This is a genomic window from Rhizobium sp. WSM1274 (assembly GCF_025200775.1).
Classification (GTDB): domain Bacteria; phylum Pseudomonadota; class Alphaproteobacteria; order Rhizobiales; family Rhizobiaceae; genus Rhizobium; species Rhizobium leguminosarum_I.
On the sequence record NZ_CP104139.1, the window covers coordinates 488,215 to 506,680 of the forward strand.

Annotated in this window: 14 protein-coding genes and 3 pseudogenes; 10 read left to right on the top strand and 7 right to left on the bottom strand. The window is 60.1% G+C overall.

The window, feature by feature from the left end; translation table 11 throughout:
• The 3 genes from N2600_RS26410 to N2600_RS26420 are packed head-to-tail and all read left to right on the top strand — an operon-like array spanning window position 1 to window position 3,221.
• The gene (locus N2600_RS26410) at window positions 1-948 is read left to right on the top strand and encodes a hypothetical protein (protein WP_260299384.1); all 948 of its coding nucleotides are present in this window, start codon (window positions 1-3) and stop codon (window positions 946-948) included.
• Window positions 941-1,588: a gluconate 2-dehydrogenase subunit 3 family protein gene (locus tag N2600_RS26415; RefSeq protein ID WP_260299385.1), complete on the top strand. Its 648-nt coding sequence runs from the start codon at window positions 941-943 to the stop codon at window positions 1,586-1,588. The genes N2600_RS26410 and N2600_RS26415 overlap by 8 nt, the downstream gene beginning before the upstream one ends.
• On the top strand, window positions 1,572-3,221 hold the full coding sequence (locus N2600_RS26420) for a GMC family oxidoreductase (protein ID WP_260299386.1): 1,650 nt from the start codon (window positions 1,572-1,574) through the stop codon (window positions 3,219-3,221). The genes N2600_RS26415 and N2600_RS26420 overlap by 17 nt, the downstream gene beginning before the upstream one ends.
• Before the next feature lie 116 nt (window positions 3,222-3,337).
• Here N2600_RS26420 and N2600_RS26425 read toward each other — a convergent pair whose 3' ends face one another.
• The gene (locus N2600_RS26425) at window positions 3,338-4,414 is read right to left on the bottom strand and encodes an FAD-dependent oxidoreductase (protein ID WP_260299387.1); all 1,077 of its coding nucleotides are present in this window, start codon (window positions 4,412-4,414) and stop codon (window positions 3,338-3,340) included.
• A 459-nt stretch (window positions 4,415-4,873) separates the two neighbouring features.
• Here N2600_RS26425 and N2600_RS26430 point away from each other — a divergent pair, with 459 nt between their 5' ends.
• From N2600_RS26430 to N2600_RS26445, 4 genes and pseudogenes are all read left to right on the top strand, one after another.
• Window positions 4,874-6,667 (top strand): glycoside hydrolase family 15 protein, encoded by a 1,794-nt coding sequence (locus N2600_RS26430; RefSeq protein ID WP_222281884.1) that lies wholly within the window; start codon window positions 4,874-4,876, stop codon window positions 6,665-6,667.
• A 336-nt stretch (window positions 6,668-7,003) separates the two neighbouring features.
• The gene (locus tag N2600_RS26435) at window positions 7,004-7,900 is read left to right on the top strand and encodes an adenylate/guanylate cyclase domain-containing protein (protein ID WP_260299388.1); all 897 of its coding nucleotides are present in this window, start codon (window positions 7,004-7,006) and stop codon (window positions 7,898-7,900) included.
• Between the two features lie 1,206 nt (window positions 7,901-9,106).
• A pseudogene (locus N2600_RS26440) lies at window positions 9,107-9,226 on the top strand (toll/interleukin-1 receptor domain-containing protein); the annotation flags it as partial.
• Window positions 9,227-9,249: 23 nt separating this feature from the next.
• Window positions 9,250-10,059, top strand: coding sequence for a hypothetical protein (locus N2600_RS26445; RefSeq protein ID WP_260299389.1), 810 nt, complete (start codon window positions 9,250-9,252; stop codon window positions 10,057-10,059).
• A 7-nt stretch (window positions 10,060-10,066) separates the two neighbouring features.
• Here N2600_RS26445 and N2600_RS26450 read toward each other — a convergent pair whose 3' ends face one another.
• The 3 genes from N2600_RS26450 to soxR all read right to left on the bottom strand — a co-directional run bounded on the left by N2600_RS26450 (window position 10,067) and on the right by soxR (window position 13,047).
• Window positions 10,067-10,405, bottom strand: a complete 339-nt coding sequence (locus N2600_RS26450) for a GIY-YIG nuclease family protein (RefSeq protein ID WP_260299390.1) — start codon at window positions 10,403-10,405, stop codon at window positions 10,067-10,069.
• A complete protein-coding gene (locus N2600_RS26455; protein WP_260299391.1) occupies window positions 10,402-11,967 on the bottom strand; it encodes a DGQHR domain-containing protein in 1,566 nt (521 codons plus the stop codon). Before N2600_RS26455 ends, N2600_RS26450 begins: the two co-directional genes overlap by 4 nt.
• A 645-nt stretch (window positions 11,968-12,612) precedes the next feature.
• Window positions 12,613-13,047 carry a redox-sensitive transcriptional activator SoxR gene (soxR, locus tag N2600_RS26460; protein ID WP_222295880.1) on the bottom strand — a complete coding sequence of 145 codons (435 nt, stop codon included), beginning with the start codon at window positions 13,045-13,047 and terminating at the stop codon, window positions 12,613-12,615.
• An 85-nt stretch (window positions 13,048-13,132) separates the two neighbouring features.
• Here soxR and N2600_RS26465 point away from each other — a divergent pair, with 85 nt between their 5' ends.
• The 3 genes and pseudogenes from N2600_RS26465 to N2600_RS34515 all read left to right on the top strand — a co-directional run.
• On the top strand, window positions 13,133-13,855 hold the full coding sequence (locus N2600_RS26465; RefSeq protein ID WP_260299392.1) for an SDR family NAD(P)-dependent oxidoreductase: 723 nt from the start codon (window positions 13,133-13,135) through the stop codon (window positions 13,853-13,855).
• Window positions 13,852-14,898, top strand: a complete 1,047-nt coding sequence (locus tag N2600_RS26470; protein WP_260299393.1) for an S-adenosylmethionine:tRNA ribosyltransferase-isomerase — start codon at window positions 13,852-13,854, stop codon at window positions 14,896-14,898. The genes N2600_RS26465 and N2600_RS26470 overlap by 4 nt, the downstream gene beginning before the upstream one ends.
• Window positions 14,899-14,981: 83 nt before the next feature.
• Window positions 14,982-15,280: pseudogene (locus tag N2600_RS34515) on the top strand (hypothetical protein); the annotation flags it as partial.
• A gap of 79 nt (window positions 15,281-15,359) precedes the next feature.
• On the opposite strand, the gene N2600_RS26475 reads toward N2600_RS34515, so the two are convergent.
• From N2600_RS26475 to N2600_RS26485, 3 genes and pseudogenes are all read right to left on the bottom strand, one after another.
• Window positions 15,360-16,589: a multidrug effflux MFS transporter gene (locus N2600_RS26475; protein ID WP_260299394.1), complete on the bottom strand. Its 1,230-nt coding sequence runs from the start codon at window positions 16,587-16,589 to the stop codon at window positions 15,360-15,362.
• A 31-nt stretch (window positions 16,590-16,620) separates the two neighbouring features.
• Window positions 16,621-17,202 (bottom strand): annotated as a pseudogene (locus N2600_RS26480) (SDR family oxidoreductase); the annotation flags it as partial.
• 208 nt (window positions 17,203-17,410) lie between these two features.
• Window positions 17,411-18,412, bottom strand: a complete 1,002-nt coding sequence (locus N2600_RS26485) for an amidohydrolase family protein (RefSeq protein ID WP_260299395.1) — start codon at window positions 18,410-18,412, stop codon at window positions 17,411-17,413.
• Window positions 18,413-18,466: the final 54 nt, after the last annotated feature.

Here is an 18,466-nt window from a genome sequence, read left to right on the forward strand (position 1 = left end):
ATGTCACTTGCCATGCGCGGAGTTGGGGATGTCAGCGGCGTGCACACCATCCTCGCCGACCTCGGAAGGCACGACAAGCTCTCTCGTTTGGCTGTTACTGCTCCAACAAGCAGACATCGCGACAACAATTTCCTCGATAGCGGCAGGCAGTTGAATGGCGCAGCCGCCATCCTCTCACTTTCGGTGCTTTGCGACAGCGCCATCGAACATTATCGCGGCAGCTTCCACAACCGCGCGATGTATGCGCCGCTGATCATCTCAGCGATGACACTAGCTGCAAGCCTTGAGGGAATCGCAAACAACAAGGCCGAGCAGCATCCCGGCCGCGATACGGTCTATGCGACAGCCGGCCTGGTCGGTCTCGCGGGCCTCGGCTTTCACGGCTACAACGTCATGAAGCGGCCGGGCGGGCTCTCGTGGCTCAATCTCTTCTATTCGGCGCCGGTCGGCGCGCCCACAGCCCTGGCATTAGCCGGAGCGCTCGGTCGATGTGCCGAGATCGTTCGCGGGACGGAGCCCGGCGCGACGGCAAAAATTCTGAGACACCCTGCTGGCGAGCTTCTGAGCGCATTTTCTGCGCTGGGCATCTGGGGCACTGTGGCGGAAGCCGCCCTGCTGCACTTCCGGGGATCGTTTCACAATCCGGCAATGTATCTTCCGATCAGCATTCCACCCGCCGCCGGTCTGTCGCTTTGGCGATGCATCCGGCGAGCCTCGGGTCCGCGGGTTCGCCTCGCCCGAACTGCACTGCGAGCCACCGCAATGCTCGGTTTTGCGGGATCGGCCTTTCATATCTACGGCGTCTCCCGCGGCATGGGCGGCTGGCGCAATTGGACGCAGAACCTTCTCAATGGCCCACCGATCCCCGCCCCACCCAGTTTCACCGGCCTTGCCCTCGCTGGCCTGGCGGCATTGCGCCTGCGCGAGAGGGAGCAAGGCCATGGCTGATCGCTATCCGGGCTATGAAGTAATGGCAAAACGCGACAGCGTCTCGTGGAACGACAAGACACGCGAGATCATCGACCAGCGTCTGGCGCAGGCGGCGGATCATAGGGGAACCCTGTCGGAAACCCGTTGGCATACGCTTACGGCACTCTGCGAATGCATCCTGCCTCAGGCCGGGCGAGACAGAAGGCCGATTCCGCTCGCCGCCGTCATTGCCGAAAAGATCAGTGAGGATTTTTCGGAAGGCTATCGTGATGCACGACTCCCAACGTTTCGCGAAGCATGGGAGCGCGGCTTGGACGCGTTGCAGGACGAGGCCTGCCGACGCAACGGAGTAGCGTTTGCCAGTCTCGCCGAGGCTCAGCAGCGAGCGCTTCTTTCTGACGTTTCCAAGGACGTAACCCTTTCGCCTCATTGGGACCATTTGCCGGCCAAGCAATTCTTCGCGAAGCGCGTGCTGCACGACCTGGTCAGCGGCTACTATGCCTTTCCGGCGGCGTGGAACGAGATCGGATTCGGTGGCCCGGCGAGCCCAAGAGGCTATGTCCGGCTCGGCTTTGATCGCCGTGACCCATGGGAAGCGGCCGAGGCGAAGCCCGGCCACGAAAAGCAGGCGAGAATGAAAAATGCCAGGCAGCGATGACCCAGAGGTCACACCGCGGGCCACGAAGGGACGCGCCCCCGATGTCTTCCGCGAAGAGGGATGGGTTCCGATGCGCCAGTACGATGACGCGGAGACCGTCGATTTCGCCATCGTTGGAACCGGCGCCGGTGGCGGAACCCTCGCCTGCCGGCTCGCCGAACATGGCTTTTCCGTCGTCGCCTTCGATGCAGGGCCATATTTCCGGCCGTTGGAGGATTTTGCATCAGACGAAAGCCATCAGTCAAAACTCTTCTGGACCGACGAACGGTTGGTCGACGGCGAAGATCCAATCCAGCTTGGCACAAACAATTCCGGCAGGGCGGTTGGAGGCTCGACCGTCCACTTCGCCATGGTGTCACTGCGCTTCCGTCCCGAATGGTTCAAGTCGCGCAGCCTTCTCGGCTATGGTGCCGACTGGCCACTCGACTGGCGGGAAATGTGGGCCTATTACAGTAAGGTCGAACAGGCGCTCTGTATTTCCGGCCCCGTACGTTATCCTTGGGGGCCACATAGGCCGCGTTATCCCTACCGCCCCCATGAGCTGAACGCGGCAGCTCTCGTCCTCGCCAAAGGCGCGGAGGCAATGGGAATCGACTGGTGCCCGACACCGCTTGCCACACTGTCGGCGCCCCGGGGGCTGGCCCACCCGTGCGTTTATCGCGGCATGTGCGTTATTGGCTGCGCCACCAATGCCAAGCAGAGCGTGCTTGTCACCTGGCTGCCGCGGGCGCTTTCGGCCGGAGCGGAAATCCGCGATCTTGCAATGGTCGGCCGGATTGAGCACGACAGCAATGGCTTGGCAAGTGGCCTGCACTATCACCGGGAAGGAAAGTGGCATTTCCAGAAAACCCGCAATGTCGTGGTCGCCGGCTACGCCATCGAGACGCCCCGATTGCTGCTCAATTCGGCCAGCCCGATGTTTCCCGACGGCCTCGCCAACAGTTCCGGGCTCGTCGGCAAGAACCTGATGGTGCAATCCAACCAAGCGGTCTGGGGGCGCATGGACCAAGAGGTGAGATCGTACAAAGGACCACCCTCCTTGGCGATCACCGAACACTGGAACTATACCGATGCCGGAAAGGACTTTTTTGGCGGCTATTGCTATATGAGCCAAGGTCCGCTGCCGATCGGCTGGGCCAAAACTCTTGCGAAACGCGGACTGTGGGGGCACGCTTTGCTTGACGCGATGGAGGACTTCAACCATCAAGTGGGCCTGAAAATTGTCGGCGAATGCCTGCCGCAAGAACGCAATGGCGTCGGCCTCGTCGAGGAGCGCGACCGCTACGGCCTGCCGATTGCCCGCGTGACTTATTCCTATTGTGACAACGACAAGCGTCTCATACGTCACGCCCTGAACTTCATGGGTGGCGCACTTGAGGCCGCCAGCGTGCAGGATATCTGGGAGGAGACGGATGATACCTGTCACCTGAACGGGACCGCGCGCATGGGAGACGATCCGCGATCGAGCGTGGTGAACGCCGATTGTCGGAGCTGGGACATGCCCAATCTCTGGATTTGCGACGGCTCCGTTTTTCCGACAGTCGGGGGAGCCAATCCGTCGCTGACGATCCAAGCAATAGCCTATCGTACGGCTGATCGCATCAAAGCGATGGCTCGTCGTGGTGAGCTATGAACAGCTCCCCATCATGCGGCCGCCGATTGAGCGAGCTGAGACTGGAGGCAGCCTTGGGCAGCTGGGAAGCTTCAATCGAGTCCATCTGGTTGCCGGTGCGGCCAACCATTTCGATTTCACTCCTGCAGCCCAGCAACCCTTTCTACCAGCGGACGCTGCAGCGACGACAAATTACCCAACACGCGGAAGGCCAAATTGCGCATGGTCACGACACCAGGTCCAGTGCACTGCGCAACGGCCAGAATGCGCTCGCTGAGCTTCATCCACCTCGCCCCGATGGGCGACCGCTCGCCGGTGTAACCGTCGAGGCCACTCCGGGCCAGCCGACTGGCAAAACACGCCGCATCCTCAATGCCGAGGTTCATGCCGCGCGCGCCCACGGGCGAGTGGACATGAGCAGCATCTCCCCCCAAAAAGACGCGACCGTCTTGATACCGCGGCGCTTGGCGCACCGGAATGTGAAAAGTGTCTGTGCGTAGAACCCGGTGTCGTCCGGGTATCCGAGCAAGCGCATCGTGAGTGTTGGAAACCACCCGGAACCGCTTGTCGCCGATTGGAATGGCAAACCCGAGATCGCCGCCGGCGTGAAGAAACAACTGCGCTACGTCTCGCTCGTAAGGCCAGTCGACGATCTCCGCGTCGGCGATACTCCATATCCGACTATGCGTATATCCATCGAAGCTGAGCCCGACAGCCTTGCGCACCGTACTGTCTACGCCATCGGCACCATATACGTAATCATAGTTCGCCTCAACTCGTCCTTCGGGCCCGTCCAGTGATACGTCAACCCGATCGCCAGCCTGCCTGAGGGCGACAAGCGCAGTGCGCCGTTTGACGTGAGTGCCCATCGTGCTCAAGACATGCATCATCGTCGTTTCAGTTTCGCTCTGTGGCAGCGAGAGCAGGAAATTGAACCGATGCGGAAGGATTGAAAAGTCGATCGTTGCAAGCTTGCGGTCTTCATACCAGGCATGTCCACGGGTCACCTTGATACCATCGGCAAGCAATCTCGGCGTCACTCCGGAAGGCTCCAAGACGTCAAGGCTGTGGGAGCTGATGCCGACTGCCTTGCTGAGTGGTGTCGGACCGTTGTCGCGATCAATGATATCGACCGCGATCCCGCGGCGTGCGAGCTCAAGAGCAGCGGTGAGCCCCGTCGGACCGGCGCCAACGATCAAGATCTTGTTCGTCATTGCCATTCTCCAGGTGCAATCGTCGTTCTGACTCTGTTTACGGACCAGATTCAACGCTTCGAACCGGGTTTCGATCCGGCATGCCAGCTGAATGGCCGTAAAGTGATGTCGCCTCCAACGGCTCCCAAGCCATCCGCGTTGCTGCTCCTATACCGGCTCTTTAAGTCGGCATAGGACTCACCGGTAATTTGCAGTGGTCTTTTGAAGTCGCGGGGGTATCCCGGCAGACAGCGAGGAGAGAGTGGCGTCCTCCCGCGGAAGCTCCAGGGATCACGATCATCTCTTGTTGGGTGCTTTTCGCGACGCCGTCCTATTTTTGTGTCTGTTCGAAAGCAAGCCCCGGATCGGAAGGATAAGTTCGCCGAGCAGGATCAGAAATGGGTTTGCCGCGTTATACCGTTTCTTGTTTCGAAATCAGGAAGCTCAACTGGTTTTGCCACATAGCCGCAAGGATTAAAAATGGCATTGCGCATCGAAGATTATGCGGTGATCGGAAACTGCGAGACTATGGCGCTCGTTGGCCGGGACGGTTCCATCGACTGGCTTTGTCTACCACGATTTGACAGCGACGCCTGCTTTGCCGCTTTGCTCGGGACAACGGAAAATGGACGCTGGTTGATTGCGCCGACCGTGCAACAAACAGCCGTCGGACGCCGCTATCTGGGAAACAGCCTCATTCTTGAAACGACGTTCCAAACCGAGACTGGCAGCGTGCAGGTGATCGATGGCCTTTCGCGTCGTGACGGCGTCACTGATCTGATGCGGGTCGTCAAGGGTGTAAGGGGGTCGGTTGAAATGTACACGGAGATCGTTCTCCGCTTCGACTATGGACGCTCGATTCCGTGGGCATCACGAAATGAGGACGGCAGGCTGGAATTCATATCAGGACCCAATCGCGTCGTTCTCGACACCTCCGTGGCTGTGCACGGAGAAGAAATGCGGACCGTCGGCAAGTTCGATGTGCACGCGGGCGAGGAGCATTGCTTTGCCATGAGCTGGACCTTGTCATTCCACCCTCTGCCGAACATCTTGAATCCAAAGGAGGTTCTCGATGAGGAGCGACGGGCGTGGGAGAGTTGGGCATCACAGTTCAGACAGATAAAACGCTGGTCCGAACCGGTCATTAGATCACTGCTGACCTTGAAGGCGCTGACACATCGCGAAACGGGCGGCATTGTTGCAGCTGCTACTACGTCGCTACCCGAGCAGATAGGCGGTTCAAGAAACTGGGACTACCGGTTCTGCTGGCTCAGGGATGCGACCTTCACCATCTATGCACTGATCAATGCTGGCTTTTTGGACGAGGCACGCCGATGGCGGGACTGGCTTCTGCGTGCAGTGGCCGGCAACCCGGAGGATCTGCAGATCATGTATGGCCTTGCCGGCGAACGGCGGCTCACCGAATACGAAATTCCATGGCTGGCAGGCTACGAGAACTCCAAGCCGGTCCGTTTGGGGAATAAGGCGGCAGGTCAGTTGCAGCTCGACGTGGTTGGTGAGCTTCTGGATACTCTATACGTGGCGCGCAAGGCCGGCCTTCCGCCAAGTGAGGCCACATGGCCCGTTGAGGCGACCTTGGTCGCCCACCTCGCTAATGTGTGGGATCAGCCCGACAGCGGCATTTGGGAAGTTCGAGGTGCAAAACGCCACTTTACTCATTCCAAGGTCATGGCCTGGGTCGCGTTCGACCGGGCGATCCGCATGATCGAGGAGTTCGGACTCGAAGGCCCGGTCACCGACTGGAGGCGCATCCGGGACGTCATTCACTGTCAGGTGTGCGAAAGGGGCTACGATGCACGAATGGGCTCTTTCGTCCAGTCCTATGGTTCATCTGCGCTCGACGCTAGCTTACTGCTCATCCCACTTGTCGGCTTCCTGCCGCCTGACGACCCGCGAGTCATCGGCACTGTCGAGGCGATCGAGCGCCGGCTCATGCGTGACGGTCTCTTGCTCCGTTATGAGGATGGCCGAGGTTCCGACGAGCTGCCGCCGGGGCAAGGAGCGTTTCTGGCATGCAGCTTCTGGCTGGTGGACAATTATGTGCTGCTCGGACGAGTGGACGATGCGCGCAGCATGTTCGAACGGCTGGTGGCCCTTTGCAACGATGTCGGGCTTCTGGCCGAGGAGTATGATGGCCGTACGTGTCGGCAGGTCGGCAACTTCCCACAAGCCTTTTCTCATCTTGCCCTGATCAACAGCGCTTACAACCTGATTGATCACAGGGGACCCGCCAACGACCGGTCGAAGACTTAAAGGTTTTCTTGCGAGCGCCGCACGAATTGCGATCTTTGATGCGCCGACTATGCCGCCTTTGCATCGCGGCGGATGAATTTGAAGTTGTGCGCAGGTCAGCATGCGATTGGGTGGCGCACCCGATGGCAACTTCCAGCCTGCTGGGCATGAGACAAACCAGCCTGCGGGCGTCATCATGATGACGGATCCGCTCTACGCAACTGCATCGGCGAACGTCAGTAAGGCTGTGCCCAGCGGCAGCCGACCACAGCAATCTTCCTGAGTTGATTGGAGCTGTCGTTCGACGCCTAGGCAGCAAGCCGCTGGTTCAAGCGGCGCTCTCACATATTAGAAAAGATGGCGCTAAGCGGGCGATTTCACATCGCCATCGCGCATGGTGTGTCCTATCTCGTCTATAGATTCCGCCAGCACGACTTCCTCCGGAAGCAGCGTCATGCCCGTGCGGATTTCTTCCGTGTGCCACCACATCGCAGCTCGTTTCAACGAGGGTTTTCACAGGTTGCTTCGGAAGCGAACGCGAGCGAAAATGCGGCGTTGCTGGGGTCAAATCTTCGGGCGATGGAGAGCGATGTGAGGCAGCGAGAGAATTTAGCGCGCGCGCCGGCGACCGTTGCGTTCATAGATATCGCGGGTTTCAGCGCGATCTCGGATGTTTACGGAGACGCCGCCGCGCTTGACGTGCTTCAAGTATTCGAGAGCATGGTCGGCGACGCCCTCAGCGACTACGAGCCGCCGATCAAATGGATCGGCGACGAGGCAATGCTATCGTTCCCCGAACCCGGCACGGCGATCCAGGTACTCGGACCGCTGCTGCAGGCCTGCCGTAAGGAGCCGCGGCTGCCGCTCACAAGGACCGGGCTGAACCACGGGCCGGTCGTCCGCAGAGCAGGCGATCTCTTTGGATCGACGGTCAACATTGCAGCACGAATTACGGCGCTCGCGTCACCCGGCCAGTTGCTCGCCACCCAGCCCGTTGCCGAGGCGGCCGCCGCCAGAGGCATCCTGGTGCGGGACCTCGGAATGGTGGCGCTTAGGTCGGTTGCAGGGGAAGTCGCTCTCTATGAGATCGAGCTTGCTCCGTCTGCGGACCCCGCCTGGATCGACCCGGTGTGCAAGATGCATGCGCCGTACTCGTCCTACAGCCGGGCTGCCCCCGAAGGGCCGTGGTTTTGCTCGCCGCAGTGTGAAGAAGCGTATCGCCGGTCGCCGCAGACTTATACGTTGCCGCGGTGACGGCGCCTCGGCTTTGGTGGGTAGCACCTGTCCTACCCGGTGCCCCCACCGGAAATCAAGCCTGTTTGAAACTGGCCGAATAGCCAGCTTTCTCGATGGCAGTTTGATCGCCTGGACCGCTCGTCGTGCCCGGCGCTCTCCCAGAACCGGCTCGTGTCCTTTCGGGCTATGGGAGGGACCGGGGGAGCCAGAAAGAGGTTCGAGGAGGCGCTCATCCGGCCGGTTTTCCACCCCGAAAGCCGGTATCTCCTGTCATGCCGGGCGATCGCCATTTTGCAGGAGGCTTAATGTCCGGTCTTTTTAACAGCTCTTCAGCGTCCTCTCGTCGGCCGCATTGCGGCTGCGCAATGCCGATGACTTCCCGCTGAGGACGCTGTTTTCTCCGGCAACTGGCCCGACGAGACGCGGGGTCGTCTCCTCGAACGCTTCCTCGCCGCAGCTCCTTCGGACTGCCCGGACCTTGAGGATGTTGCCCGCCGGCGAGTGGCTGGGCCGGACCACTATGCATTCAAGATCGGTAATTCCGGCCTTTGGACCGACTTTCTGCGCGAATTGGGCGTGAAGCGTGGGTTGCATCCTGTCCAAAGACCCGTGTCAGGAACACATCGCGGCCACACGCTCGATGGTTCGGCGTTCTGGCGCGGGCAGGGCCTGACCGAGGCCGCGGCGGTCGCGTGGAGGGCGGCGATTGCAAGTGCCAATCCCTCGCCACTCACTGTGAGCAGCACCTATTCCATAAGTGGCAGTCTACAATGGATGCCACATAAACGATCCCGCGTACAAGCGGATCCTCGGCGATCTCCGTTATACAGCTCGCTCGACGATACGGGCGTCGTACAGCACTCGGATGCGACCGCCATTGTTGCGCTATCCAAGCAGGATCGGCAGCTCCAGCGCATAGAGAGCACCGCAGCTGGCGCTCCTTGCTCGCCCCGAGTTCGAAAGATGCGAATTGCTTATCTGCGAAGAAAAGCGTCGGATGGAGCTGAGGCTGTGGTCAACGTTTCAAAGATTGGTCGCGACTATAGAATCGGATATGATTTTAAGATCATCTGTGCCATCCGTCCGTCCGAGATATCGACGGCGTAAGGCGTGAGGCATTTCTTATCTTCGACGTTCGTGACGCAACTTACCAGTGAATTTGAATGGGACACAAAGCGTCAATAGATTCGCGAGCTGGCTGAGTGGTGAAGGAGATGAAAGGGCATGGCTAGATGCACTGCACCAGTAAGGGGCCATCGCTCATCGGCCGCCGCAGCCGACTGTCCTGCATGCGGGAGTCGCTATAGCCGCTTCACCGGTTACGCCGGGTATGGCGGCGGAAGAAGCCAAGACTGCGTGAGGGATCAATGCTGAAGACAATCCGCGAGGCGACCGTCGGCATGGCAACGCTTCGTCTCGTCCAAACACAGAACGGCTACAGCGGCATCGTCTTTCTCGATGGTAAGCGCAAGGCTCTTGAGGAAGGCGACGACGCAGACGATGTCTGGCGTCGAATCCACGACGCTGCCGCGCGCTCGAGCCCGCACTTCTTCGGTTACGACGGTGCGCGGGCTCGGTTCCTGCACTTCTTTCCGCAAGGATTCGAGGGCGACGTCTACAGCGGCCACGAGCGCGCCTACAAGCTGAAAGCTAAGGCCAAGCTCGACGAGGCCGCTCCGATCGCGGACGCCGCCAAGGGACATGGTTTCGGCGAAGCGGTGCTATCAGCCTACCGCGCCACCAACCTCCTGTCTCCCTTCGAGAAGACGCGTCTTCAGCCGGTGCTGAGGAGCCAGGAGGCCGACGACTTTGTTCAGGCCGCGGCCGCCTTCGCCAACGGCGACATTCGGCGTGCCCTGGGCGCCATGGCCTCAGTCTTAAAACGACACGACAGTGCCAAATGGACGGTCGTTACCTATCTGCCCTTCCTGTGGAAGCCCGAGGAGAATGTTTTCCTGAAGCCGACCATGATCACTGCGTTTGCCCAGCGGGTCGGCCATCCCTTCGCCCACGCGTACAAACCGGAACTCGACCCCGCCGTCTACGAATCCCTGATCGACCTGGCGCGGACCACAAAGGAAAAGATCGCCGATCTCGGCCCCCTCGACATGATCGACGTGCAGAGCTTCATGTGGACGGCCGTCGAATACGCCGAGGAGGACAAGGCCGACTATTAGTAACTGGTCAGACCGCTGTGGGCGAATACACGTTGTTCAGGACAGGCCACACACCATGGATGAGGGCATAGCTGTTCAGCCAGGTGCGCTCCACCTTCTCCAGGGTTATGCACTCCAACCAGAAGAACCAGACGGCGCGCCCGTTGGCCGTGGCGGAGACCTTTTCCGGCGTATCAAGGTGCTGGCCGAACCTCCTCCGCAGGTTTCTAGCCAACCCCACATAGAGAATGTCCTCTTCGAAGGTTGCGAGCACGTAGCAGCCGGACTTTTGGCTCACGAAACGCATGTGGGCGCGTCGGAATGGCTCCTTCGCCGCCGGCCGGGGTGACAGATCGCCGACCTTCATACCTGGATCATTTCCGCCATCGATGCGCTGTTGAGCGCTCGCGTCATTTCCTGGGCCACAAGCCGCAGCGCGCCCGAATTGAGCCGGCCGGCTTGGCCGCCGGTCCGCCACCATTCAGGATGTCCAGCCCCCGCATACTCACCCTCCAGATTATCGAAGCAGGCCTGCAGAAGGGATCCCATGGTGTCTACCCTGTAATCCCCACCAGTCTGTAGCTTCAGAAAGAATGGGATTGAAAACTGACAAAACAGTTCGACGCCGCCGTACTTATAGAGGGTTTCGGAATCGCGATTCTCGTCCAGAATCGCAGCGATCGCCTTCCAGTAATTCAGGAATATTCGCCTCTCCCGGTCGAAATCCCTGATCGCCGTGATTGGGTTATTCGCCGTCAAAACGTATTTGACGATCGATTTAGCGAAGCTGCTCTGATTGATCAGGCCTGCACCGGAGTCGTCATTCGCCTTTCGAATGCGGTTGTGCCAGGGAGATTCGGGCTGGTCGTTCAGGTAATCGACGTAGCGAACTGCTTTCTCGACCTCACCTTTCTCCACCGTGTTCAGGATCCATTTGGGGAGGCTAGGCATCTCCTCGATGTCGAGAGCATCGGTCAGTCGCGCGATGATGCGCTGTTCCACCGACTTGTCGACGCTCTTCTGCGTCGTGTTCACGATCAGAAAATGGCACATCTGGTGGATGGTCGGCAGGTCGATCGCGATATTCACGGGCACCTCGAAGTCGAGGACCCGAGGATCCTTCTCGGCCGCGATTTTCAGTCCTTCCAAGCGATGCTGCCCGTCGACGACATTGAAGGGGCCAACTTCGCGTATATCGATCGCGACCGTGTTGGTGGACGGGTCGAAAGGTACAGACTTGTCCGTGGCGAGAAAGACAGAAGTGGGCAGGAATGCGTCACGCGAGTCCTGTCCTTTCACCACGTAATCGGCAAGCTTCTTTGCTCGTCCCTTGTTGAGGAGCCGTTGGTAGCCCCTATCGTCATCGTTCGCCGGATCGAGCGTTTCCACCGTATAGAAACCAGGCCGGATCAGATCGCTCACCTTCAGCGCAGTGGTATACAGGGTCAGGTCACCTTGCCGAACGCGAGCCGCTGGAATGTTTAGTACAGCCATGTCTTCAAAATCCCCCTTTATATGAATTGATGATGTCGAACTGGAGCGCCGCCAATTCGGAACATGGGCCTCAGAGCTACCGCCTACGGATAATCGCAGCGAGGCTTCGATAAAGCGCATTCCGTCATCGAGAGACGAAAGATCTTCAAAGCGAAGTTCCTTGTCGTGCTGCCACCCATTCTTGGCAGCATGGTCGATGTGATGGAGCAACCGCTTGGGATCGGGTGTGTCAGAAGCAAAGACCCGTACGAGTACGCGCTTTTTCTGCACTTTGACTTCCGCGAAGATCCGGTCAACAAGGTAGACGATTCGCTGGGCAGGAGTTGCCCTTTCCTGGATCCTTCCGTCCAACTGCATGATCCTTGACCTGAGTTCGCTCAGAACTGGCCTGATTTCGGGCTCCGCATATGAGATGTGTCGCTCGATCAGTGTCATTGCCATCCTTCCCCTTGCCCTATTTTAACATCATTCCAATAAACGAATTCTTGATAGAAGTTGAACAACGCTGTCGTTGGTAGAGCGGAAGGAAGACGAGCTCGCTTGAGATCCTACACACAATATATGCGGCAATATATACGGCAATCCGTCCACACCAGTCATGTCTACTTGTGAACAGGGGCGGCGCAGCCATCTACGATCGAAATGGTGCGCGAAGCGGAGATTGACTGCCGACTTCAAGGCGATTTCTAGCGGTGTTGCCGGAAAGGTCTGCGTTCAGGAAGCCGAGAAGCCGATCGATCTGTACGACCGAGATGAAGGCGCAATGCTATCGTTTGCATGGCGCGCCTTACGGGCCGGACTTGCGTCCAAGAGCCCTGCAGGCCTTGTTGCTTTGATGTTCACCCTTTAGGCCACGAAGATCGCATAATGGATCGAAGGGAACCGGCCTTGAGGCGAATAGAAAAAGTGCTGCTTGCAGAGCACACAGGAAATTCGCACTAGCGGCCCGCGAGCGAATCCATTCAAGACTCGAATAAGGTAGTCGGACGTTGCCCGTCGCTACAAAGCCTATCGGCCAATATGGATTTGGGCGACATTGAATAATCGGCAAAATCGTTCGACGTACCGTTGGAGGTTCATTCACCCCAGCCAATACCTCGCCCCCGGCCCTTTGCGTCCTGCCACGTCGGCAGGGTTCGCCAAGCTACATCGGTCGATCGATAGGCAGCCGCAACCGATGCATTCGCCAAGCCCAGACCGCAGGCGCTGTAACTCGGCTATGCGCTGGTCGATACGCTTTGCCCACGCGCTCGACAACCGCGACCAATCCCGACGTGACGGCACGCGATCGGCTGGCAACTTGGCAAGCTCGGCGCCGATCTCCTCAAGCGTCAGCCCAATCCGCTGTGCAAAGACGATAAAGGCGATTCGCCGCAATGCGGACCGGTGATAGCGTCGGTGTCCCGAGCCGGCGCGCTCGGATGCGATCAGCCCACGCTCCTCGTAGAAGCGCAGAGCTGATGAGGCAACGCCGCTGCGTCGTGACACGTCGGTGATAGTCAGCATCGGATCCATGCAGAAACAAAAGCACGAACCTCACTTGACTTCAAGTTAACTGGAACTTGTAGCAATTATTCGTACCCATTGAAGGAGCACCGCAATGCAGGCGAATATCGATCTTCAAGAACTTCGCGTAGGGATCACCGGCGGCACTTCCGGCCTCGGACTGGCGCTTGTGCGGCAGCTTGCCAAGAAGGGTGCGAGCATTGCCTTCGTCGCCCGCACCGCCGCGAATGTCGAATGCGTCGCAGCCGAGACGGGCGCGCATGGCATTGTCGCCGACATCGGCAAAAAGGAAGACATCTACCCGATCGCGATGCAGATCACTGCCAATCTTGGCGGGGTCGACGTCCTGATCAACAATGCATCGAGCCTAGGACCTGTGCCTCTGGCGCTTCTTGCCGATACGGAGTGCGAGGAGCTGGAAGCGGCGCTTGTAGTCAACGCTCTAGGCGCCTTCCGGCTGACGAAAGCCCTGTTCGGTGCGCTTGCCGCGTCCGCGCGCGAGGGCCGCGGCGCGCTGGTGATCAACATCTCCAGCGACGCGGCGGTCAACGCCTATCCCGGTTGGGGCGCATACGGCGCGAGCAAGGCAGCACTTACCCATCTGACGGCGATTTGGGACCAGGAGTCGAAAGGCGATGGAATACGGTTTCTTGCGCTCGACCCTGGCGATATGAACACCCCGCTGCACGCGCTGGCGCTACCGGACGCCGATCCGTCGACCTTGAAAGACCCGGAATTGGCCGCTGCCGAGATCCTCGAAAAGATGCTCGACGCGTTGCCGGGCCACGCTGCGCTTACCGCCGGAGCCCACGCGTGATCGCCGCCGATCGGCTCGATCGGCAATCGGCCAGGCTGTTCGTGGTTGAGGCGGATGGCACGATGCGCGACCTGCCGCGGGCTCACCTCGGGACGTTATTCGATCCTGGCGATCTAGTTGTCGGCAACGACGCCGCGACCTTGCCTGCCAGTCTGCACGGCACGCATCTCCAATGCGGAAAGACCATCGAGATCCGCTTAGCCGGCTGGCTGTCACCTTCCGCTCCAGTCCGCTTCGTGGCAATCGCCTTCGGCTCTGGCGGTCACCGCACCCGCACGGAAGATCGGCTCCCGCCCCCTGCGCTGTCATCAGGCGATCGCCTCCAGCTCGGTTCACTTGAAGCCAATGTCGAGCGCGTTCTCGACCACCCTCGCCTGCTCGAGCTGGGCTTCCAAGGCACCCGCGCAGCCATGTTTGCAGGACTGGCGCAGCATGGCAGACCGATCCAATACGCGCATGTTCCCGAGCCGTTGGCACTATGGGATGTTTGGACGAGAATTGCCGCCCGGCCGGTCGCGTTCGAGGCGCCATCGGCTTCCTTCGCGCTCGACTGGCGCACACTGCAAGATTGGCGTCGGCGCGAGATCGGTTTTGCAACACTCACGCATGCCGCCGGCATTTCTTCGACTGGCGATCCCGCACTCGACTCGCGCCTTCCCTTCGATGAGCCGTACCGCATCCCCGAATGTACCGTGGCGCAGATAGCGCGGGCGCAGCTCAGAGGCAGCCGCATCATCGCGATCGGCACCAGCGTCGTGCGCGCACTTGAAGCAGCCGCCAATCCCGATGGCAGCGTGCGTGCCGGAGATGGCATTGCGACAGGGCGTATCGCGCGGGGCACTCCGCTCCGCGTCGTCGATGCGGTCCTCACTGGCGTCCACCAGCCCGGCGAAAGCCATTTCGAGCTGTTGCGCGCCTTTGCCGACGACGGCCTCCTCGCCAGCGCCTCCGCAGCTCTCACTGCATGCCGCTACCGTGCGCATGAATTTGGCGATTCCATGCTGCTCAATCGTCAACCGCCACTTTATTGGCGCGAACCTTAGATGGATAGAGCAGTTTGCATCGCCGTTCCTTGGCTGGCCCGCCGACACTGAAGCGTCGCGTGAGGCCGTTTGGAACATCGGCTCGCTCGCGCAAGGTGGTGCTCGGCGCCATCGTGATCAATGGCAGGATTCAGCAGGAGGCCGACGTGGAACACCTGGTCGCTCAGTAGATCTTCGATCTCTCGGCCGATCTGTCGTCCTGCCGGGCGCGACAGTGAATTCTGGCCGCCGACCGGACGCCGCGGCGACGTGTTCGCGCACGGCTCTTCATGCAGCCCGGATTCTCGCGAACGGCTGGCGCCGGGGCTTCGGCTGAGGGATAAGTTTGTGCCGGACCTTTGATATCGATACCCTGAAGATCAAGGGCAGGAAATTTCAGTAGATTTGCTGCTGACTAATGGTAGCCACGGCGCAGCAGTGGTTCGATTCCCATCAAGGCGTGCGAATAAAAAGGCCGGATTTCAATAAACCAAGCTTTGCCTTCGCATCAGCGAAGCACACGCCAGACTGCCAAGTCCGCCGATCGCAACCACTACCCCCATCGGCCAGGGTGTCCCATTGGCAAAAGTCCCGGCGACTGCTGATCCGACCACGCCGCTCCCGTACTGGATGGCGCCCATCAGCGCGGACACGGCGCCGGCTCGCGTCGGGAAGTCGGCCAGCGCTCCGGAGATCGCATTGGCGGTGACGAGGCCGTTCATTGCGGTGAACAGCCACAGGCTTGCGGCCATTCCATAGACGCCCCCGAAATCCGTCGCGGTGACGAAAGCAAGAACCAGACCGCTGACAGCGGCGCCTGCCGCGCCTAGCTTCAGCATCCTATCGCTACCGTATCGCGCGACCAGTCGCGCGTTGGCGAAGTTCGTCGCCATCAGGCCGACCGTGCCGACTGCGAAGACCGCTCCAAAGAGCTGGGGCGAGAGATGATGGTAGTCGATATAGGCGAAGGACGAGCTGGAGATGCCGGCGAAGACACCGGCATAGTAGAAGCCAAGGGCTCCGGCATATGCCAGAAGCCGAGCGTTCAGTATCAGGCCGCCATAGGCGGCGAACGCCGCACCAAGGGATTCGTCGTTGCGTCGCTCCGCGGGAAGCGTCTCCGGAACGGTGAAGAGCGCGACCAGGGTGACGAGACCGATGCCGACGAGCGTCCAGAAGATTGCCTGCCAAGGTGCGACCCGGAGGATCAGGCCGCCGACGCTGGGACCGAGGAGCGGCGCGACCGCCATGACGGTCATCAGGGTCGAAAGGACGCTTGCCGAACGGTCGCGGCCATAGAGGTCACGCACCATGGCGCGGGCGAGCACGACCCCGGCGCATGCGCCGACCGCTTGCAGAACCCGGAAGGCGATCAGTTGGACGACGTCGGTTGACAGGGCGCAGCCCGCGCAGCCGGCCATGAAGAAGACGAGGCCGACAGCTACGGGTATGCGTCGACCGAACCGATCGCCCACCGGGCCCCAGATCAACTGGCCGACGCTGAACCCGATCAGATAGGCCGACACCGTGTATTGCAGACTTCCCTGACTGGTCTGCAACGCGGTAGCCATACCTGGCATTGCGGGCAGGTAAAGGTCCGTCGAAATCGACGCGAAGGCCAGCAGCGTCCCCAGCACGGCCATCAGCCAAATCTGTGATGCCGTCGAAGCGGGATGCGGCTTCACTGTGGCAACGTCGATTTCGCGTCTCATTCGACCGGGTCCTCCATGCGCTCGAGCATCGTCAACGCACCGTATAGCCACCGTCGACCGGCAGCGCATGTCCGATGACAAACGTCGAGGCCGGGCCGCACAGCCACAGGACGGCGTCGACGATCTCCTCGGCACGACCAAGACGGCCGATCGGAACGTCCTTCATCATGGCATCCATTGCCTCCGGCTGCGTCTCCAGCATGGTCGTGACCATAGGGGTGGCGATGATGCCGGGGCAAATGGCGTTGATCCGGATGCCCTTCGGCGCGTATTCAAGGCCGGCGCTTCTCGTCAGGCCGACCACGCCATGCTTGGAGGCATGGTAGATGCCGCGCTCGGCGATGCCGACCAGGCCGCCCAGCGACGAGTTATTGACGATCGTGCCGCTTCCTTGTTCGCGCATGTGCAGCAGTTCGTACTTCATGCAGTTCCAGATGCCACGAAGGTTGACGCCCATGACGAAATCGTAATCGCGAGGGTCGGCGAGGGCGGTTTCCGCGACGGGGCTTTGGACACCGGCATTGTTGAACGCGGCGTCGAGACCGCCGAAGGTGGCGATCGTCTCGGCGACCATCGCCTCGACCTCCTCCATGTTGACGACATCGCATCGGATGCTCCTGCGCCAAAACAGGTGTCGCGAGCATCAAGCTGGCGATAATATACAGAATTGGCCTCATGGCGTGCATCTTGAACTCCAACCGTAGGGACGATGGGTCATTGGCGGGTTCGTGGTTCACGGCGAACACCCGTGGACGGGATGTAGGCGCCGTGCCCCAAATGTTGAGCACGGGCCATATGAGACGTGGCTGTCATAAGGGGCCTCAAGGGGAAGAGGGGACCGAGTTCGAAGCGCTGCCTACAGTCAGAGCCTCCCAATTCTGGTGCGCAAACTTCAGTTTTTCGCCGCCGTCGAGAGAGAGCCCTTCGACAAACAGCCCGGCGTCGTTTCCTGGACGATACTGGTAGGGATAGTCAGTGGAGAACAAGATCCGATCGACGCCGACCGCATCAACGGCCTGGCGCAGATAGGCCTCATTATACATGCCGCTTGGGGTCAGATAGAGGTTGTTGCGTACGTAATGAATGAAGGGATGCTTCAATCCCGACACGCGATCGAGCATCACAAGGCGCTCGAGATAAAAGATGACAAGCTCGCCCCAGTGGCCAAGGATCACCTGTAGGTTGGGATGTCGGTCGAAGACGCCGGCCAGAACGATGCGAACGAACTGCATGCCGGCTTCATAATGCCAACCAAGTCCGAACGTCGAAAGCGCGAGGTCGACCGGCGCGCCGAAGCCTGAGTAGTAGGCTTCGCGAACACTCGATTGAGGGATTTGGGGGTGAATGAGCAGCGGGACACTGAGTTCGGCGGCGACGGCAAATGTCGGCCCGAAGATCGGGTGATCCATGCCCCTTTCTCCAACCCGGCCATACAAAATGGCTCCTTTACACCCGAGGTGCTCAACGCTGCGCTGCAATTCCCTCGCAGCGGCATCAGCGTCCGCAGATGGCAGCACCGACAGCGCCTGGAAGCGGGATGGATGGGTCGCAACGGCTTCGGCGAGCATGTCGTTCGTACGACGTGCGAGATCGATGCCGTGATCACCGAGATTGTTGAGACCCGGCGTCGTGACGGAGAGCACCTGCACATCGACCCCGGTCTCATCCATGAGCGCCAGCCGCTTTTCGCCGAGATCCGCGAGGCGTTCTTCGATAATGCCACGGTTCAGCCCTAAGGTTCCGTCGTCTGCGCCAGGGGTCGTGCTCCAGGCGTTTTTCACGTCATTTGGCAGCACATGCTCTTCTATGGCGATAATCTTCATAGTCGCTCCAATTGCTTTCGACGCCATTTTGCTTGGCGAGCGACGTTGGGGCGG

Excerpts from the sequence above, each read along its gene's own strand:
- N2600_RS26410 (WP_260299384.1), top strand. The coding sequence starts at position 1 with ATGTCACTTGCCATGCGCGGAGTTGGGGATGTCAGCGGCGTGCACACC.
- N2600_RS26415 (WP_260299385.1), top strand. The coding sequence starts at position 941 with ATGGCTGATCGCTATCCGGGCTATGAAGTAATGGCAAAACGCGACAGC.
- N2600_RS26420 (WP_260299386.1), top strand. The coding sequence starts at position 1,572 with ATGCCAGGCAGCGATGACCCAGAGGTCACACCGCGGGCCACGAAGGGA.
- N2600_RS26425 (WP_260299387.1), bottom strand. The coding sequence starts at position 4,414 with ATGACGAACAAGATCTTGATCGTTGGCGCCGGTCCGACGGGGCTCACC.
- N2600_RS26430 (WP_222281884.1), top strand. The coding sequence starts at position 4,874 with ATGGCATTGCGCATCGAAGATTATGCGGTGATCGGAAACTGCGAGACT.
- N2600_RS26435 (WP_260299388.1), top strand. The coding sequence starts at position 7,004 with ATGGCGCTAAGCGGGCGATTTCACATCGCCATCGCGCATGGTGTGTCC.
- N2600_RS26445 (WP_260299389.1), top strand. The coding sequence starts at position 9,250 with ATGCTGAAGACAATCCGCGAGGCGACCGTCGGCATGGCAACGCTTCGT.
- N2600_RS26450 (WP_260299390.1), bottom strand. The coding sequence starts at position 10,405 with ATGAAGGTCGGCGATCTGTCACCCCGGCCGGCGGCGAAGGAGCCATTC.
- N2600_RS26455 (WP_260299391.1), bottom strand. The coding sequence starts at position 11,967 with ATGACACTGATCGAGCGACACATCTCATATGCGGAGCCCGAAATCAGG.
- soxR (WP_222295880.1), bottom strand. The coding sequence starts at position 13,047 with ATGGATCCGATGCTGACTATCACCGACGTGTCACGACGCAGCGGCGTT.
- N2600_RS26465 (WP_260299392.1), top strand. The coding sequence starts at position 13,133 with ATGCAGGCGAATATCGATCTTCAAGAACTTCGCGTAGGGATCACCGGC.
- N2600_RS26475 (WP_260299394.1), bottom strand. The coding sequence starts at position 16,589 with ATGAGACGCGAAATCGACGTTGCCACAGTGAAGCCGCATCCCGCTTCG.
- N2600_RS26485 (WP_260299395.1), bottom strand. The coding sequence starts at position 18,412 with ATGAAGATTATCGCCATAGAAGAGCATGTGCTGCCAAATGACGTGAAA.